A 16,528-nucleotide genomic window follows, 5' to 3' on the forward strand; every position below is an offset into this window, starting at 1 on the left:
CCTGGGAGGCCGGGCCCTCGGGTGCAGGCGCCTTCGGAGGGGAGGGGTGAGGCGCCTTCAGGGGGAACGTCAGTGCTGGGTCGCCTTCTCCGCGCCGACGCCGGTGAGGGAGCGGACCTCCATCTCGGCGTACTTCGCCGCGTTGTACTCCTTGCTGAGGATCGTGCCGAGCCACCCGCACAGGAAGCCGATCGGGATCGACAGGATGCCGGGGTTGCTCAGCGGGAACCAGTGGAAGTCCACGCCGACGATCAGCGCGCTCGGCTTGACGCCGGCCGGGGGCGGCGGCGCCGAGACCACCGGCGAGAAGATGACCAGGACCAGGGCCGAGATCAGGCCGCCGTAGATGGCCGAGACCGCGCCCGTCGTGTTGAACCGCTTCCAGAACAGGCTGTAGAGGATCGCGGGCAGGTTGGCCGAGGCCGCGACGGCGAAGGCCAGGGCGACCAGGAAGGCCACGTTCTGGCCCTGAGCCAGGATGCCCAGGCCGATCGCGATGGCGCCGATGACCAGGGCGGAGATGCGCGCCACCACGACCTCCTGGCGCTCGCTGGCCTGGCCGCGCTTGAAGACGTGCGCGTACAGGTCGTGCGAGAAGCTGGAGGAGGAGGCCAGCGTGAGGCCCGCCACGACGGCGAGGATCGTGGCGAAGGCGACGGCGCCGATGAGCGCCAGCAGGATCGTGCCGCCGACCGAGCCGAAGATCTCCTGGCCGATGCGTTCGGCCAGCATCGGCGCGGCCGTGTTGCCCGCCGCGTCACCGGCGACGATCGCGGTCTTGCCGACCAGGGCCGCGGCGCCGAAGCCGAGGACGAGGGTCAGCAGGTAGAACACGCCGATGATGCCGATGCCCCACAGGACCGACTTGCGGGCGTCCTTGGCGGTGGGGACGGTGTAGAAGCGGATGAGGATGTGCGGCAGGCCCGCGGTGCCGAGCACCAGCGCCAGGCCAAGGCTGATGAGGTCGATCTTGCCGGCCAGCCCCTGGGCCTCGGTGCCGTACTTCAGCCCGGGGATCAGGAAGTTGCCCGGGTTCGCCTTGGGGCCGCTGGTGGTGGCGGCCTGGCCGAGCAGGGCCGACAGGTTGAAGCCGAACTTGCCCAGCACCAGCACCGTCACCAGCGCGGCGCCGCTCATCAGCAGCACGGCCTTGACGATCTGCACCCAGGTGGTGCCCTTCATGCCGCCGAAGACCACGTAGACGATCATCAGCGCGCCCACGCCGACGATGGTCCACGCCTTGCCCGCCGGGGAGGTGATGCCGAGCAGCAGGCCGACCAGCGCGCCCGCGCCGACCATCTGGGCCAGCAGGTAGAAGATGCTGACCACGATGGTGGACACGCCCGCCGCCGTGCGCACGGGACGCGGGCTCATCCGGAAGGCCAGCACGTCGGCCATGGTGAACTTGCCCGAGTTCCGCATCAGCTCGGCGACCAGCAGCAGCGCGACCAGCCACGCCACCAGGAACCCGATCGAGTACAGGAACCCGTCGTAGCCGGACAGCGCGATGATGCCGGCGATGCCGAGGAAGGAGGCGGCCGACATGTAGTCGCCGCCGATGGCCAGCCCGTTCTGCACGCCGGTGAACGACCGCCCGCCGGCGTAGTAGTCGGCGGCCGTCTTGGTCTGCCGGCTCGCCCAGAACGTGATCCCCAGCGTGGCGGCGACGAAGGTGAGGAAGAGGATCATCCCCAGGGTGTGGGAGCTCACTTGGTCTTCTCCTCAACCTCGTGGCGGAGCTTGTCGGCGATCGGGTCGAGCTTCTTCTCGGCGTGCCTGGCGTACGCCCACGCGATGAGGAACGTGGAGACGAACTGGAGCAAACCGAAGACGAGGCCGACGTTGATCTCACCGAGCAGCTTGATCCCCATGAAGCCGCGCGCCCAGCCGGACAGCACCACGTAGAGCAGGTACCACGCGAGGAACGCCACGGTCATCGGGAACGTCCAGGCGCGGAATCGCCGTTTCAGATCCTGGAATTCACTGCTCTCCTGAACTTCCTCATAGACCGATGCGTCATGTTCTTTAGTAGTCACGAGACCTCCACTGTGATGCGGATCACGCCCAACGTAAGAGCGCAACCTACCCGTCGTGGAGGCCCCTGGTGACGTTGTTCGACGAGTCGCTGGGGTCCGGCGATTAGTTGGGGATGGCTTGCGGTGAAAGGTCTGTTACGCGCGACGAGCGGTTGGTCGCTCGTTTCATCGGGGCGCTTCCACGGAGAGCGCGAACAGGTGGAGCTGAGGCCGGGTGAGCGCGGGCAGGGTGAGCGAGCGCAGCTCCCTGGCCGGGTCGAGCGCCGCCTGCACCTCGAACAGCCCGACCCGTAGCGAATTGGCGCCCGTGCGGCCGTGGCGGTGGGTGCAGCGGAGCACCTCGGAGGCCCCCGCCCCGGGCTGGCCGCCCCAGTCGGGCAGGACGAACGGCACCTGGGCGGTGGTCCCGTCGGCGTACGTGGCGGTCAGCGTGGAGGTGACGGCCCCGGAACTGGCCGCGCCCAGCAGCCGGACCTTGGCGTACTTCCCGGACGGCACGGTGATCGTCTGTCCCTGGCCGGCGACGTTGTTCCCGGCCCCGTCCCCGTACGCGGGGAAGACGAAGCTCAGGCCCTCGTGGACGAGCGGCCCGGCGGGCGGCAGCTCCTCGGCCGGATAGGTGTAGCCGGACCCGTCGAAGTCGCCGTCCGCCATCGCCTCGTGCGTGGAGACGCCGTCGTTGCCGAAGTACGGCGACAGGTCCACCGGCGTGGTGGGCCCGGGAGGCGGGATCGGCGGCAGCCCCCAGGCGTCCCCCGGCCTGCTCACCGGCACAGGTCCGATGACCGGGTCGGGCCGCGCGCCCGTGTGGACGAGCACCTCGCTCCCCTTGCCCAGGGCGATCTCCACGACGCCCTCCCCCAGGTCCTTCACCCGAGCGGGACGGCCGTCGGACAGCACGGCGGTGACCGGCCCGTCGAGCCCGTGCCTGAGCCTGAGCGGCGCCCCCGCCACGCTCCTGATGCGGATGAACGAGGTGCGGCCGCCCTTGCGCACGGCCGAGACCAGGAACGCGCCCTGCGTCCGGAAGTCGTGGATCGTGACGTCCGCCCACGAGGCGGGCACGGCCGGGAAGACGCGGACGATCCCGCCCCAGCTCTGGCAGAGCATGTCGTGAAGGGACTGGGCGGCCGACAGCGGCGTCTCGATGACCGGCCCGGCCTCGGCGTAGTGGGTGTTGGCCGTGCACGGGTAGCGGGCGGCCGGGTCGAAGAACCGGTCCAGATAGGACAGCGCGGTGTCGCCACGGCCCATCATGGCGTAGAGCGAGGCCGCGCCGGTGTAGCTGTAGCCGCGGTGCGCGCCCGTCAGCGACTGCCAGTGGGCGACCGACTTCTCGATCAGCTCGCGCTGCTCCGGCTGGTCCCAGTTGACCAGGTAGAGGGGGTAGATCATGAGGAGGTGGGAGTAGTGGCGGTGCGACTGCGCGTACGGCGTGCTCGCGCCGATCATGAAGCCGTCGGCGTCGGCCGGGTAGTCGACGAGCGTGTCCAGCACCTCCCGCCACTTCGCCGCGAGCGGGTCGTCGATCCCGAGCCGCTCGGCCGACTCGATCAGGGTCCGGCAGCCCCACCGGATCAGCGCCAGGTCGTAGTTGGTGTCCTGGGGCGGGGTGACCGGGTATTCCGGTGAGAGCGTGCTGGGCAGGTGCAACCTGCCGTCCGCGCCGGCGGCCAGGAAGTGCAGGTAGTAGTTGATCGCCCGCCGCAGCAGCGGGAAGACCGTGTCACGCAGCAGCCTGTCGTCCATGGTGTGCCGGTAGGTCAGCCACACGTTGTGCAGCGCCCACGTGAGGTCGCCCACCTCGGCGCCCGTGCCGGGCGTGCCGACGCTCCGGTTGCAGAACATGTCGGAGCTGCGTCCCAGCCCGGCCGAGTCGGCGCGGTAGGCGGCGGGCACGTTGGCGACGAGCTGGTCGCGGTTGCGGTCGAGCGTGCTGGTGAGCGAGTCGAGCTCCAGGTGGTTGGAGCCGTGGATGAGCCAGTACTCGAGCTGCACGTTGAGGTTCCACCACACCGCCGGCCACGGGGTGGACTCCAGCCAGGGGCCGGTGGTGGCCATGACCGGGCCGCCCGTCCGGCCGGCGGAGGCGACCTTGTAGAGCTGGATCCAGTAGAAGCTCTGCAGCCGCTGGTCGGGCAGGGAGACGAAGCTCTTGCCGTAGAAGTCGTGCCACCAGTTACGGTGCCGCTTCCGCGTGATCCCGTACGACGGCGCGTTCCGGATCCTGGCGAGCGCGCTCTCCTGGGCCTCGGTCGCGGACGGGAAGCTGTGGCCCACGGTGACCAGGAGCGTCCCGTCCTTGACGCGGTAGGCGGTGGCGGTCTGGCCGCCCCCGGTGAGCGGCTGGAGCACCTGCTCGACGTCGCCCGCGGTCGCGGTGGTCCAGGGCGGGTTGGGCGTGTAGCCGCTGGGCGGGGCCTCGGAGACGGATCGGGGGCTGACGGCCTCCTCGGGGTGGAAGGTCCAGCGCACCTGCTCCTCACCGCCGGCCTCCGCCTTGGCGACGAGGACTTCGTCGTGGATGAACGCGGAGAAGGACAGCTTGCCCTTGTCCGTGGTGACGGTGCCGGTGACCTCGGCGTCCCACAGGCTGAGCCGCAGGTCGACGGCCGTGATCGTGCCGACCGGGTCGAGGGTGACGTGGCCGACGGGCAGGCGGCAGGTGCCCCAGCCGCTGCCGAACTGGGGCCGGTGGTCCTGGACGCGGCCGTGCTGGACGGTGAAGCGGATCTTGTTCTGGCCGGGCTCCTGGTAGACCATGCTGCCCAGCAGGCCGTCGCCGAGAAACGGGCCCTCGGACCAGGTCCTGGGCATCCTGCCCCAGAGCAGGTCCTGGCCCTTCATGAACTCGGCCCAGGGCACACGCTGCCGGAGCTGCCAGCCCAGGGCCGCCCCAGTGGGCTCGGCGGGCTCGGCGGGCTCGGTTTCCGCGAGAGCCGGGGCGGCGGGGACGAGGGCGAGGCCTAAGCCGCCGAGCACGGCACGGCGGGTGGGGTCGTGAGAGGGGGGTGTCATGCGGGACCTCACAGACGAGACATCGGGTCTTTCGTCTGTATGACACGCAAGATGACCTTAGTCAAGGGTAGTCAACCGAAATTCATCGGATGCATCACCCCTTAACAGCGCCCGCGGTGAGCCCTTCGACGATGTAGCGGCGGATGGCGGCGAACAGCACGAGGGTCGGCAGCACCGAGATCACGGTGGCCGCGGCCATGGAACCCCAGTCGATGTCGTACTGGGTGATGAAGGAGTTCATGGCGACCGGGATGGTCTTGGCGTCCTCGCTGTCGATGAACGTGATCGCCAGGAACAGCTCGTTCCAGCACTGCACGAACGCGAAGATGAACGTGGCCGCGATGCCCGGCAGCATGACCGGAATGACCACCCGCACCATGGCCACCAGCCGCGAGGCGCCGTCCACCTGCGCGGCCTCCTCCAGCGCGACCGGCACCCGCTCGTAGAAGCCGCGCATGATGATCGTGGCGAACGGCACCAGCATGGCCACGTACACCAGCATCAGCCCGGCGAGCCGGTTGAGCAGGTCGAGGTCGGACATCAGCAGGTAGAGCGGGCCCAGCGCGATGAACAGCGGGATCATCTGCGTCACCAGGAACGCCAGCATCAGCGCGCCCCGGCCGGGGAAGGCGAAGCGGGCGAGGGTGTAGCCGCCCAGCACGCCGATCGCGGTCACCACGCCGGCCGCGACGAGCGAGACGAGCAGGCTGTTCAGCAGGTAGGCGCCGAAGTCCGCGAACGAGAACAGCTCCTCGTAGTGCTCGAACGTCAGGTTGCCCGGCCAGTACCTGAGCGGCATCGAGAAGATCTCGGACTTGGGCTTGAGCGAGGTGACGACGATCCAGTAGAGGGGGAAGAGGGTGATCAGCAGCCAGGCGCCCAGCACGACGACCTTCGCTGCGGTCGCGACACGTCTCATCTGGATTTCTCGAATCTCGTCGCGTTCAGGTAGAAGACGCTGAAGGACAGCAGCAGGCCCAGGATGAGCAGGCCCACCGCGCCCGCCCGGCCGTAGTCGCCGCCGATGACCTGCTGGATGAGGAAGGTCGTGATGATGTCGGTGCCGCCGGCCGGGCCGCCGCCGGTCATCGAGTAGATGAGGTCGGGGAAGTTGAGGATCCAGATGATCCGCAGCAGCACGATGAGAGCGAGCGTGGGCCGGATGTGCGGCAGCGTCACGTGCCAGAACTGCCGCAGCCGCGACGCGCCGTCCACGGCCGCCGCCTCGTACAGCTCCTTCGGCACCGACTGCAGGGCGGCCATGATCATGATGGCGAAGAACGTGACGCCGTACCAGATGTTGGCCACGATCACCGAGGTCATCGCCCACCCGGGGGTGGCCAGGAAGCCGATGCGCTGGTCGATGAGGCCGGTCTTGAGCAGCAGGTCGTTGATCACGCCGAACTGCCCGTTGAACATCCACCGCCACAGCAGCCCGATCAGGAACCCCGACATGGCCCACGGGAAGAACACCCACGCCTGGTAGAGGCCCCGGCCGCGGAAGTGCCGGCGCAGCAGCAGCGCCAGCCCGAAGCCGAGGAAGAACTGGAAGAACAGCGAGACGACCACCCACGTGCCGGTGTTCCGCAGCGCCGTCCAGAACCGGTCCTCGACCAAGACGGCCCGGAAGTTCTCCAGGCCGACGAAGGGCGTCGAGGTGATGTCGAACAGGTTGTAGCGCTGGAAGGCGATGACCGTGCCGCGGATCATCGGGTAGTACGTGAACAGGGTCACGAAGACCACGCCGGGCAGCAGGCACAGGGCGATGAACCTGGCCCGGCGGGCGGTGAAGAGCCTCATGAGACCTTCTTGGCCTGGTCCGTCCAGAAGGCGTCCCACGACTTGAGCACCTCGGCCGTGGTCTTCTTGCCGGTGATCAGGGCCTGGACGTCACGGTCGGAGTCGACGAGGAACTGGCTCCAGCCCGGGTAGTCGACGGGCCTGATCGTGATCACCTGCTTGGGGTCCTGCTGGGCCTGCAGGTACGCCTTCCACGCGCCCTGCGAGAACTGCGGGTCGCTCTGGGCCTGCTTGGAGATCGGGATGAGCGAGTTGCCCTTGGCGAAGGCGATGCTCTGCTTGGCCTCCGAGAGGAACTGGACCAGCTTGACCGCCTCCTTCGGGTGCGTGGTGAAGGAGGTGGCGCCCCATCCGGCGTAGCCGACGGGCTGGAAGGCGTATCCGGACGGGCCCTTGGGGATGGGGGCCGTCGACCAGGCCGTCATGCCGCTCTCCTGGACCGTCTTGATCACTTCGGGGTCCTGGATGAGCATGCCGGTGACGCCCGAGGTGAACCCCTGGACCATCTCCGGGTAGCCCCAGGAGACGGAGTCGGGCGGCGACGCCTCCTTGAAGATCTTCACGTAGAGGTCCATGGCCTGGGCGGCCTCGGGGGTGGAGAAGATCGTCCGCTTGTCCTTGAGATAGAACGATTTTTCGGGATTCAGGGCTTCGCCGTTGTACGCGCTGACCATCATGACCGCGTAGTCGGCCCCGCCCTTGCCGCCCCGGAACGAGTAGCCGAACCGATCGCCCGAGGTCATCTTCTTGCCGGCCTCGTAGAGCTCCTGCCAGGTGGCCGGCGGCTGCGTCATGCCCCGGTCCGTACGGTAGAAGATCGTGCGCTCGTAGAAGCCGTACGGGATCAGGTACGCCTTGCCGCCGACCTCGACGGCCTTCTTCTGGGCCAGCTCGGTCAGGTCCGACCAGCCGGGCCACTCCGTGGTGGGCAGCTCGGCCAGCCAGCCGTTGTTGGAGAAGGACTTGGCCGTGTGGTCGCGCACTTCCAGCACGTCCAGGTCCTTCTTCGTCTGCAGGATCTGGGTGATCTTCTGGTCGGCGCTGTCGAGCGGCGGCGAGATCAGCTCCACCTTGATGCCCGGGTTGGCCTTCTCGAAGTCCTTCAGCAGCGTTTTGATGAGCTTCGTGCGTTCGGGACTGGTCAGGCTCTCGATCATGCGGAGCCGTACCTCGCCGGGGGACGACGAGCCGGAGCCGCAGCCCGCGAGCAAGAGCGTGGCGGCGACCGCGGCCGCCAGGAGGGGGGTTCTCATGCTGAGCCTCCAGCTTCAGACAGCGCTGTCAGTCACGCGCTGCCAGTCACGCTAGGCGACCGACCCCCTCCAGCGCTAGACCGAGATCCTTGATCAACGTGTCCGCGGGCTCCAGGCCGACCGAGAGCCGCACGAGGCCGACGGGGATGCCCATGGTGGCCCGCACGCTCTCCTCGGTGGACAGGGCGGGGGCGTTCACCAGGCTCTCAAAACCCCCCCAAGACACACCAATCCTGAAATGTCGCAACTTGTCGAGGAAGAGTCCGACCTCCTGGCGCGATTCCGTGTCCAGCACGAGGCTGAACAGGCTGGAGAACCCCGACATCTGCCGCTTCGCGAGGTCGTGCCCCGGATGGGACGGCAGCCCGGGGTGGTTCACCGCCCGCACGGCCGGATGCTCCGCCAGGAACTCGGCCACGGCCAGCCCCCGCTCCTGGTGCGCGGGCATCCGCACGGGCAGCGTGCGCAGCCCCTTGATCACCTTGGCCGCGTCGTGCGGCGACATGGCGGCCCCGTACAGCTGGTACTCGGTCAGCGCCAGCGGCCTGATCAGCCGGGACGGGCCCACCACGACGCCGCCCACGAGGTCGCTGTGCCCGCCGATGTACTTCGACAGCGAGTGCACGACGAGATCGACGCCCATGGTCAGCGGCTTCTGGAAGATCGGCGTGGACCAGGTGTTGTCCATCACGCTCACCAGCCCGCGCTCCCGCGCCCACGCGGTGACTTCGGCGATGTCGACCACGGCGTAGGCCATGTAGGAGGGGGACTCGAAGTAGAGTAGACGGGTGGTCGCCCTGATAGCGCTGTCACACTCCGCGAGGTCGTTCACGTGCGTATGCGTGACCCCGAACTTCTCCAGGTAGCGCAGGAACTGGGTGGTCGGCCCGTACACTGCGCCCAGCACCAGCACGTGATCCCCGGCCTTGACGAGCGAGGAGATGGTCGCCGAGATGGCCCCCATTCCCGACCCGAAACACTTGGCACGCTCTCCCCGCTCGAGCGCGGCGAGCTTACGCTGAGCGAGATCGACCGTCGGGTTGGTCCCCCGCCAGTAGACGTACCTCTCGTCCTCGTTCCTGATCGCCTCGCCGAGCTCCTGCGCGCTCCCGAACGTGAACAGCGAGTTCTCGAACACCGGTGGGTTGACCGCGCCCAACGCCCAGGGCTCGTCCTCGCCCAACCGGCCACAGATCCATTCGTCATCCATGGGGGCAGACTATGACAGCCAGGGATCTGGGTGACCGGGCGGCCTCCCAGGGTGAAACCACTCGCAAGCCGACCATGGCCGACGTGGCCCGCCACGCGGGTGTGAGCCTCAAGACCGTCTCCCGGGTGGTCAACCAGGAGCCGCACGTCCGGGCCTCGCTGCAGGAGCGCGTGCAGGCGGCCATCAGCGCGCTCGGCTACCGCCGCAACGAGGCCGCCGCCCGCCTGGCCAGGGGCGCGACCATGCTGACGCTCGGGCTGGTGATGGAGAACATCTCCAACGAGTTCTACTCCCGCCTGGCCGCCGCCGTGGAGTCCGCCGCGGCCCGGTACGAGGCGCTGGTGGTGTTCGGCTCGTACGAGGAGAGCGCCGACAAGGAGCGCATGCTCATCGAGTCCATGTACGCCCGGGGCGTGGACGCCCTGATCGTCGTCCCCTCGGCGGCCGATCACTCGTGGCTGGCCGAGCACGCCTCGCTCACCACGGTGTTCGTGGACCGCGTGCCCCCGGGCCTGGAGTCGGCGGACGTGGTGCTGCTGGACGACGTGCGGGGCGGCCGGGCCGCGACCGAGCACCTGCTGGCGCGCGGCCACCGCCGGATCGCGCTGGTCTCGGACGACGAGGGCATCAGCTCGGTGCACGACCGCGCGACCGGCTACCGCGCGGCCCTGCGCGCGGCCGGGCTGACGGCCGACGACGCGCTGACGGTCCGCGGGCTCTTCGACCCGTGGCGGGTCTCCCACGAGGTGAGCCGCCTCCTGGACCTGCCCGACCCGCCGACGGCCTTCTTCGCCACCAACAACCGCGCCGCGATCGGCATCCTGCAGGCGCTGCGGGAACGTCCGGAGCGGCCCGCGTACGTGAGCTTCGACGACTTCGCCCTGGCCGATGTGTTCAACCCCGGGGTGACGGTGGTCCGCTACGACACGGCCCGCCTGGCCCGCAGCGCGGTGGACCTCCTGCTGAACCCGTCGCCGTCGCCCCGCCGCGTCAAGGTCCCGGTCGAGCTGGTGGCCAGAGGCTCGGGCGAGCTGCCGCCCTCCTGAACACCGTGCGTGAGCGGCGTTCGTCTCGCTAGGGTCGAGTTGTGCCTCTTCCCGCCGCCGACCTCGCCCGGCTTCTTCGCAACCGGCCGGAGCTGGCCGCCGTCCCCTCCGCCGAGGCGCTCGAACGCCTGCTCGCGGCGCCGGAGCTGGCCGTGCCCGCCCTGCTCGCGCTCGACGCCGACTGCCACCTTGTCAGCCAGGCGCTGCAGATCCTGGGCGGTGAGGCCGGCCGCGCGGCGCTGGCCGAGCTGCTCCACGACCCCGGCGACCGGCTCGGCGAGACGATCGAGACCCTGGCCGCGTGGGGCCTCGTGACCCTCGACGGGGCCGGCGACGGGGGCGGCGACGGGGGCACGGTGAGGTCCCCGCACCCGCAGGGGCTGTGGGCGAACCCGTTCGGGCTGGGCCGGCCGTTGCGCGAGCTGACCGCCGAGGATCTGAAGTCCCTGGTCAAGGGGCTGGGCGGCAGGCCCAAGGGCCGCAAGTCGGAGGTGCTCGCCCAGGCGGCGGAGATCGTGCGCGACGGCCGGGCCGTCCGCGCCCGCGCCGCCGCGTTGCCGCGCGAGGCGGCAGCGCTGCTGGAGTCGATGGCGGACGGGCAGCCGGTCTTCCAGCACGCCGTCTGGTACGGCACCGTCGATGCGGACCATCCGGTCACGCGCCTGGCCGAGGCCGGGTTCGTGGTGCGGGACGGCTGGGAGTACGAGATGCCCATGGAGGTCGCGCTCGCGCTGCGCGGCGACGGCTGGAAGCCGGAGCTCACGGGCCAGCCGGACGTGCCGTCGGTGGAGCTCACCGGGCCCGCGGACGGGCTCGCCGCCGCGCTGGCCGCCGTTGACCAGGTGGAGGCGCTGATCGAGCTGACGGGAACGCAGCCCATCGCCGAGCTGAAGGCGGGCGGGGTGGGCGCGCGGGAGCTGAAGCGGGTGGCCAAAGCGCTGGACGTTCCCGAGCAGGCGGTCGTGCTCTGGCTCGACCTCGCCTTCGGCACCGACCTGATCGCCTCCGAGGCCGGCGAGAGGCTGGCCGGCACCACTCTGGCCGACGAGTGGCTGGGCCTGGATCCGGCTTCGCGGTGGCAGGCCCTGGTGGAGTCCTGGCTGGCGATGCCGCAGGCGGCCACGTTCAGGGTGACGGGCTGCTGCGAGGAGCACATGACGCCGCAGGCTCCGCCGTACCAGTTCGAGAGCGGGGCCGGCGAGATCCGGCGGGCCGCGCTGCGCGTGCTCCGGACGCTGCCTCCCGGGCGGGGGTCGAGCCCTGAGGGGTTGCTCCCGGCCGTGGGCTGGCGGACGCGGGCGGTCAAGGAGTTCGCGCCGGCCGCCGCCGAGTTCGTGGCCGCCGCCCTGCGCGAGGGCGAGCTGCTCGGGATGGTCCAGGAGGGTGCGCTGACCGAGCTCGGCCGCGCCCACCTCGACGGCGCCGGCGTGGCCGGCCGCTTCCCCACGCCGACCCACACCGTGACCCTGCAGAACGACCTGACCGCGATCGTGTCAGGGGTGCCCGCGCCGCAGCTGACCGCGTTCCTGAACGGCTGCGCCGACCTGGAGTCACGCGACCGGGCCAGCGTGTGGCGCTTCTCGCACAAGAGCGTGCGCCGGGCGCTGGACGCGGGGACGACGGCCGACGGCCTGCTCGACGAGCTGGCCCGCGTCGCCGCCAAGGCCGTCCCCCAGCCGCTGCGTTACCTCGTCACCGACGTCGCCCGCCGGCACGGCGCCGTCCGCGTCACCTCCGCCGCCTCCGTGGTGACCGCGGAGGACCCGGCGCTCATCACCGAGCTGTGCGGGACCAGGGCCCTGCGCAAGCTGGCGCTGCGCGCCATCGCCCCCACGGTCGCCCTCAGCGCCCTGCCTCCCGACGAGACCCTCCAGCTGCTGCGGCAGGGCGGCCACGCCCCGGTCGCCGTGGCCCCCGACGGCACCATCAAGGCGGAGCCGCCCCAGCGCCGCCGCCTGCCCGTGGAGCCCGACCCGGCCTGGGACGCCACCGCGATCCTCCAGGGCGGCGAGCCCGGCACGCCCGCCGAGGCCCTGTCCGTGGCCTCCGTCACCGGCGAGCCGATCGTCATCGTCTGGCAGCGGCGTGAGCACTACATGGAGGACATCGAGCTCACCCGCGGCACGGTGTCCGGCTACTGCCACGACTGCGGCGCCGAACACACCTTCCAGCGGGCCCGGATCAAGGAGGCGCATCTGCCCTGATCGCCGGCGGGATCACTGGCGGGGTCACTGGTGGGGTCACGACGAGCGGGGGCGCCAGTCGCCGCGGTCGAGGTCGAGGTCCTCCGGGGTGTGCAGCCTGACCATGGTCCTGGCGACCCCGGGCGGCACGCGGTGCGGGGTCAGGAAGGACACCGACACCATCACCGCGAACGCGATCGGCACCGTCCACGCCGCCGGCTGGCCCAGCAAGGCGCCGGCGGGCCCGTCGTACGGACCGGCGACAATCGTGACGAGCACGGCCGCGCACGCGAGCCCGCCGCCCACGAACAGCCCGGCCAGCGCCCCCGTGGTCGACAGGCGGCGCCACCAGATGCCCAGCACGAGCAGCGGGCAGAACGACGAGGCCGCCACCGCGAACGCCAGCCCCACCACGTCCGCCACCGGCAGCGCCCGCGCCCACAGCGCCAGGGCCAGCGGCACCGCGACCGCCATCAGCGTGGCGATCCTGAACGAGCGCACGCTGCCCTTGAGCAGGTCCTGCGCGATCACCCCCGCCACGGACACGGTCAGCCCCGACGACGTGGACAGGAACGCGGCGAACGCCCCCGCCGTCACCAGCGCCGTCAGCAGCTCGCCCAGCGTGCCGCCGACCATCCGCGCGGGCAGCGTCAGCACGACCGTGTCCGTGCGGACCAGGTCGGGCGCGTAGAGGCGGCCGAGCCAGCCGTACACGGCGGGCATCAGGTAGAAGGCCCCGAGCAGCGACAGCACCACCAGCGTCGTGCGGCGGGCGGCCCGGCCGTCCGGGTTGGTGTAGAAGCGCACCAGTACGTGCGGCAGCCCCATGGTGCCCAGGAACGTGGCCAGGATCAGCGAGTACGTCGAGTAGAGCCCGTACTCCTTGCCCCCGGCCAGCGGCACCTGCCAGGTGGCCGCGTCCTGCGGGCCGACCGCGGGCGCGCCGTCGGCCTTCCACGCCATCAGCAGGAACACCAGCGGCAGGGCCAGCGCCGTCAGCTTGAGCCAGTACTGGAACGCCTGCACGAACGTGATCGACCGCATGCCGCCGGACAGCACGTTCACCGCCACGACGACCGCGACCAGCAGGCCGCCGACCCACACGGGCGCGCCGGTGATCTCCCGCAGCACCAGGCCCGCGCTCTGGAACTGCGGCATCAGGTAGAACCAGCCGATCAGCACGACGAGCACGCTCGCGGTGCGGCGCACGGCCATCGACTCCAGCCTGGCCTCGGCGAAGTCCGGCAGCGTGTACGCCCCCGAGCGCCGCAGCGGCGCCGACACCAGCACGAGCAGCACCAGGTAGCCGCCGGTCCAGCCGACGGGCAGCCAGAGCATGTCCACGCCGAACGACAGGATGAGCCCGGCGATGCCCAGGAACGAGGCCGCCGACAGGTACTCGCCGCCGATGGCCGAGGCGTTCCAGAGCGGGCTGACGGTGCGGGAGGCGACGTAGAAGTCGGAGGTGGTGCGGGAGACCCTGATCCCGAACGCCCCGATCAGCACGGCCGCCACCACCACGATCAGCACCGCGGTGAGGCTCATCGGCGTTTGACCAGTTCGGCGAAGTGGCGCTCGTTGCGCTCGGCCTGGCGCACGTACAGCCAGGCGCCGATGACGAAGGCGGGGTAGATGAGCCCGGCGAGCACCGCCCACGGGAGCGGGACGCCGAGCAGGTGGACCGAGCGCAGCTCGGGGATGAGCAGGAACAGCAGCGGCAGCCCGCCGACCACGCACGCCAGCACCGTGCAGACGAAGAGCGCCAGCCGGACCTGGGTGCGCAGGAACGAGCGCATGTAGACCTCGCCGAGCCTGGTCTGCTCGTCGATCTCCCGGGTGGCCGGGTAGCGGGGCCGGCGCGCGGCGGCCGTACGCGGGCTCACCACGGCCACCCGGCGCAGGGTCTCGCGCCGGGACGCCTCGGCGCGGGGCAGCGGGGCCCGGCGCCCGGGACGCGGTTCGGGGCTCATCAGGACCTCGCCTTTCTGGCTCTGCGCACCAGCAGGTCGCGCAGCTCGCGCGTGTGGCGGCGGCTGACCGGCAGTTCGGTGTCCCCCACCCGCACCGTGCACTTGCCCGAGTCGATGTGCAACTCCTCGATGTGCTTGACGGCCACCAGATGGCTCCGGTGCACGCGGACGAACCCGGCCGAGGCCCACCGCTCCTCCAGGGTGGCCAGCGGGATGCGCACCAGATGGCTGCCCGTCGCCGTGTGCAGCCGCGCGTAGTCCCCGTGCGCCTCGACGTAGATCACGTCGGCGCTGGACACGAACCGCGTCACCCCGCCCAGTTCGACCGGGATCGTGTCGGTCTCCCCCGCCTCCGCGGGCACGTCGGCCGAGACCGCCACCCGCCGGATCGCCTCCGCCAGCCGCTCCGGGCGTACCGGTTTGAGCAGGTAGTCCTCGGCCTTGATCTCGAACGCGTCCACGGCGTGCTCCTCGTACGCCGTCACGAACACCACCCGGGGCGGGTTCGCGAACTGCGACAGCAGCCGCCCCAGCACCACGCCGTCGAGCCCGCGCATCCGGATGTCGAGGAAGACCGCGTCGATCGGCCGGCCGTCGGCGATGGCGCGGTCGAGCAGCCGCAGCGCCGCCGCGCCGTCCCTGGCGGTGGCCACCTCGCCGATGCGGGGGTCGGCACGCAGCAGGTACGACAGGTCTTCGAGGGCAGGCAGCTCGTCATCGACCGCGAGGACCCGTAGTTGCGCCATAGACAGTGATAAAACCGACAAGAAAGATCGAGGTCAACGGGCAGAGACGCCTGGGTGATATTTCGGCAACCTGATGTTGACCTTGGTGCCCGCTCCCTGGGCCGTCTCGACCACGAGGCCGTACTCGTCGCCGTAGACCTGGCGCAGCCGTTCGTCCACGTTCGCCAGCCCGACGCCGCCCGTGGGGGCGATGTCACCTGCGAGGATGCGGCGCAGCCGGTCGGGGTCCATGCCGAGCCCGTCGTCCTCGACGCTGATGCGGCACTCCGCCCCGGCGTCCTCGGCGATGATCGTGATGCGGCCGACGCCGTTGCGGCTCTCCAGGCCGTGCCTGACGGCGTTCTCGACGAGCGGCTGCAGGCACAGGAACGGCACCGCGACCGGCAGCACCTCGGGCGCGATCCGGAGCGTCACCTGGAGCTGGTCGCCGAACCTGGCCCGCTCCAGGATCAGGTAGCGGTCGATCGAGCGCAGCTCCTCGGCGAGCGTGGTGAACTCGCCGTGCCGGCGGAAGGAGTAGCGGGTGAAGTCGGCGAACTCCAGCAGCAGCTCCCTGGCCCGCTCCGGGTCGGTGCGCACGAAGGAGGCGATCGTGGTGAGCGAGTTGTAGATGAAGTGCGGCGAGATCTGCGCCCGCAGCGCGCGTACCTCGGCCTCCATGAGCAGCGTGCGCGAGCGGTCCAGCTCGGCCAGCTCGAGCTGCGAGTCCACCCACCCGGCCACCTCCTGCGCGGCCCTGACCAGGCCGGCGGAGGCGTCCTGCCCGTAGGCGGCCAGGGCTCCCACGACCCGGTCGTCGGTGGTGAGCGGCACCACCACGGCCTGGCGGATCGGGCATTCGAGCAGCTCGCAGTCGATGGTCAGCACCTGGGTGCGGCCGTCCTTCAAGGTGGCCGCCGCGTGCTCGAACGCCTGGTCGGCGTGGTGCTCGCCGGCGCCGTCGTAGACGAGCAGCCGCTCACCGTCGGTGATGGCCAGCGCGGCCGAGCCGAGCAGCGCGCGCAGGTGCCGCGAGGCCCGCTCGGCGCCGTCGGCGGTCAGCCCGGCCCGCAGCGGCGGACCGGCCAGCGAGGCGGTGTGCAGGGTCTCGAACGTGGCCCGCTCCGCCGGGCTGGTGCCCAGCTCGCGACGGCCCCGCATGACCCGCCAGAGCACGATCGCGGGCACGCTCACGAGCACCGCGACCACGGCGACGCCCACCACGTACTCCACGCCGCCAGAGCTTAACTCAGAGGCCCTCCTTCGTCGGTCCTCTGAGCAACTCCC

The 16,528-nt window shown here is 70.7% G+C and carries 13 protein-coding genes; 2 read left to right on the forward strand and 11 right to left on the reverse strand.

Going from position 1 to position 16,528, the window contains the following annotated elements; genetic code table 11:
• Positions 1 to 69 precede the first annotated feature (69 nt).
• From ACWEPL_RS00215 to ACWEPL_RS00245, 7 genes are all read right to left on the reverse strand, one after another.
• A complete protein-coding gene (locus tag ACWEPL_RS00215; protein ID WP_452434666.1) occupies positions 70 to 1,689 on the reverse strand; it encodes a solute symporter family protein in 1,620 nt (539 codons plus the stop codon).
• A gap of 17 nt (positions 1,690 to 1,706) precedes the next feature.
• Entirely contained in the window at positions 1,707 to 2,036 is a 330-nt protein-coding gene (locus ACWEPL_RS00220) for a DUF485 domain-containing protein (protein ID WP_350722185.1), read from the reverse strand.
• A gap of 165 nt (positions 2,037 to 2,201) precedes the next feature.
• Positions 2,202 to 5,054, reverse strand: coding sequence for a glycosyl hydrolase family 95 catalytic domain-containing protein (locus ACWEPL_RS00225; protein ID WP_452434414.1), 2,853 nt, complete (start codon positions 5,052 to 5,054; stop codon positions 2,202 to 2,204).
• A 94-nt stretch (positions 5,055 to 5,148) separates the two neighbouring features.
• Positions 5,149 to 5,973 (reverse strand): carbohydrate ABC transporter permease, encoded by an 825-nt coding sequence (locus ACWEPL_RS00230; RefSeq protein WP_363965343.1) that lies wholly within the window; start codon positions 5,971 to 5,973, stop codon positions 5,149 to 5,151.
• The gene (locus ACWEPL_RS00235) at positions 5,970 to 6,854 is read right to left on the reverse strand and encodes a carbohydrate ABC transporter permease (protein WP_452434416.1); all 885 of its coding nucleotides are present in this window, start codon (positions 6,852 to 6,854) and stop codon (positions 5,970 to 5,972) included. Before ACWEPL_RS00235 ends, ACWEPL_RS00230 begins: the two co-directional genes overlap by 4 nt.
• The gene (locus ACWEPL_RS00240; protein ID WP_363965346.1) at positions 6,851 to 8,107 is read right to left on the reverse strand and encodes an ABC transporter substrate-binding protein; all 1,257 of its coding nucleotides are present in this window, start codon (positions 8,105 to 8,107) and stop codon (positions 6,851 to 6,853) included. The genes ACWEPL_RS00235 and ACWEPL_RS00240 overlap by 4 nt, the downstream gene beginning before the upstream one ends.
• Positions 8,108 to 8,153: 46 nt before the next feature.
• Complete coding sequence (locus tag ACWEPL_RS00245; protein WP_452434417.1) at positions 8,154 to 9,317, reverse strand: trans-sulfuration enzyme family protein; 1,164 nt, start codon at positions 9,315 to 9,317, stop codon at positions 8,154 to 8,156.
• An 11-nt stretch (positions 9,318 to 9,328) separates the two neighbouring features.
• Here ACWEPL_RS00245 and ACWEPL_RS00250 point away from each other — a divergent pair, with 11 nt between their 5' ends.
• Complete coding sequence (locus ACWEPL_RS00250) at positions 9,329 to 10,363, forward strand: LacI family DNA-binding transcriptional regulator (protein WP_452434418.1); 1,035 nt, start codon at positions 9,329 to 9,331, stop codon at positions 10,361 to 10,363.
• A 41-nt stretch (positions 10,364 to 10,404) separates the two neighbouring features.
• Positions 10,405 to 12,567, forward strand: coding sequence for a helicase-associated domain-containing protein (locus ACWEPL_RS00255; RefSeq protein WP_452434420.1), 2,163 nt, complete (start codon positions 10,405 to 10,407; stop codon positions 12,565 to 12,567).
• Between the two features lie 36 nt (positions 12,568 to 12,603).
• Here the strand turns inward: ACWEPL_RS00255 and ACWEPL_RS00260 are convergent, their stop codons facing one another.
• From ACWEPL_RS00260 to ACWEPL_RS00275, 4 genes are read right to left on the reverse strand one after another with little or no spacing between them, the layout of a single operon-like run.
• On the reverse strand, positions 12,604 to 14,091 hold the full coding sequence (locus tag ACWEPL_RS00260) for a sodium/solute symporter (RefSeq protein ID WP_350722197.1): 1,488 nt from the start codon (positions 14,089 to 14,091) through the stop codon (positions 12,604 to 12,606).
• Complete coding sequence (locus ACWEPL_RS00265; RefSeq protein WP_452434421.1) at positions 14,088 to 14,516, reverse strand: hypothetical protein; 429 nt, start codon at positions 14,514 to 14,516, stop codon at positions 14,088 to 14,090. The genes ACWEPL_RS00260 and ACWEPL_RS00265 overlap by 4 nt, the downstream gene beginning before the upstream one ends.
• Entirely contained in the window at positions 14,516 to 15,262 is a 747-nt protein-coding gene (locus ACWEPL_RS00270; RefSeq protein ID WP_350722200.1) for a LytR/AlgR family response regulator transcription factor, read from the reverse strand. Before ACWEPL_RS00270 ends, ACWEPL_RS00265 begins: the two co-directional genes overlap by 1 nt.
• A gap of 33 nt (positions 15,263 to 15,295) precedes the next feature.
• On the reverse strand, positions 15,296 to 16,474 hold the full coding sequence (locus ACWEPL_RS00275; protein WP_192786257.1) for a histidine kinase: 1,179 nt from the start codon (positions 16,472 to 16,474) through the stop codon (positions 15,296 to 15,298).
• Between the last annotated feature and the right edge of the window lie 54 nt (positions 16,475 to 16,528).

This window comes from Nonomuraea sp. NPDC004186, from assembly GCF_053603495.1.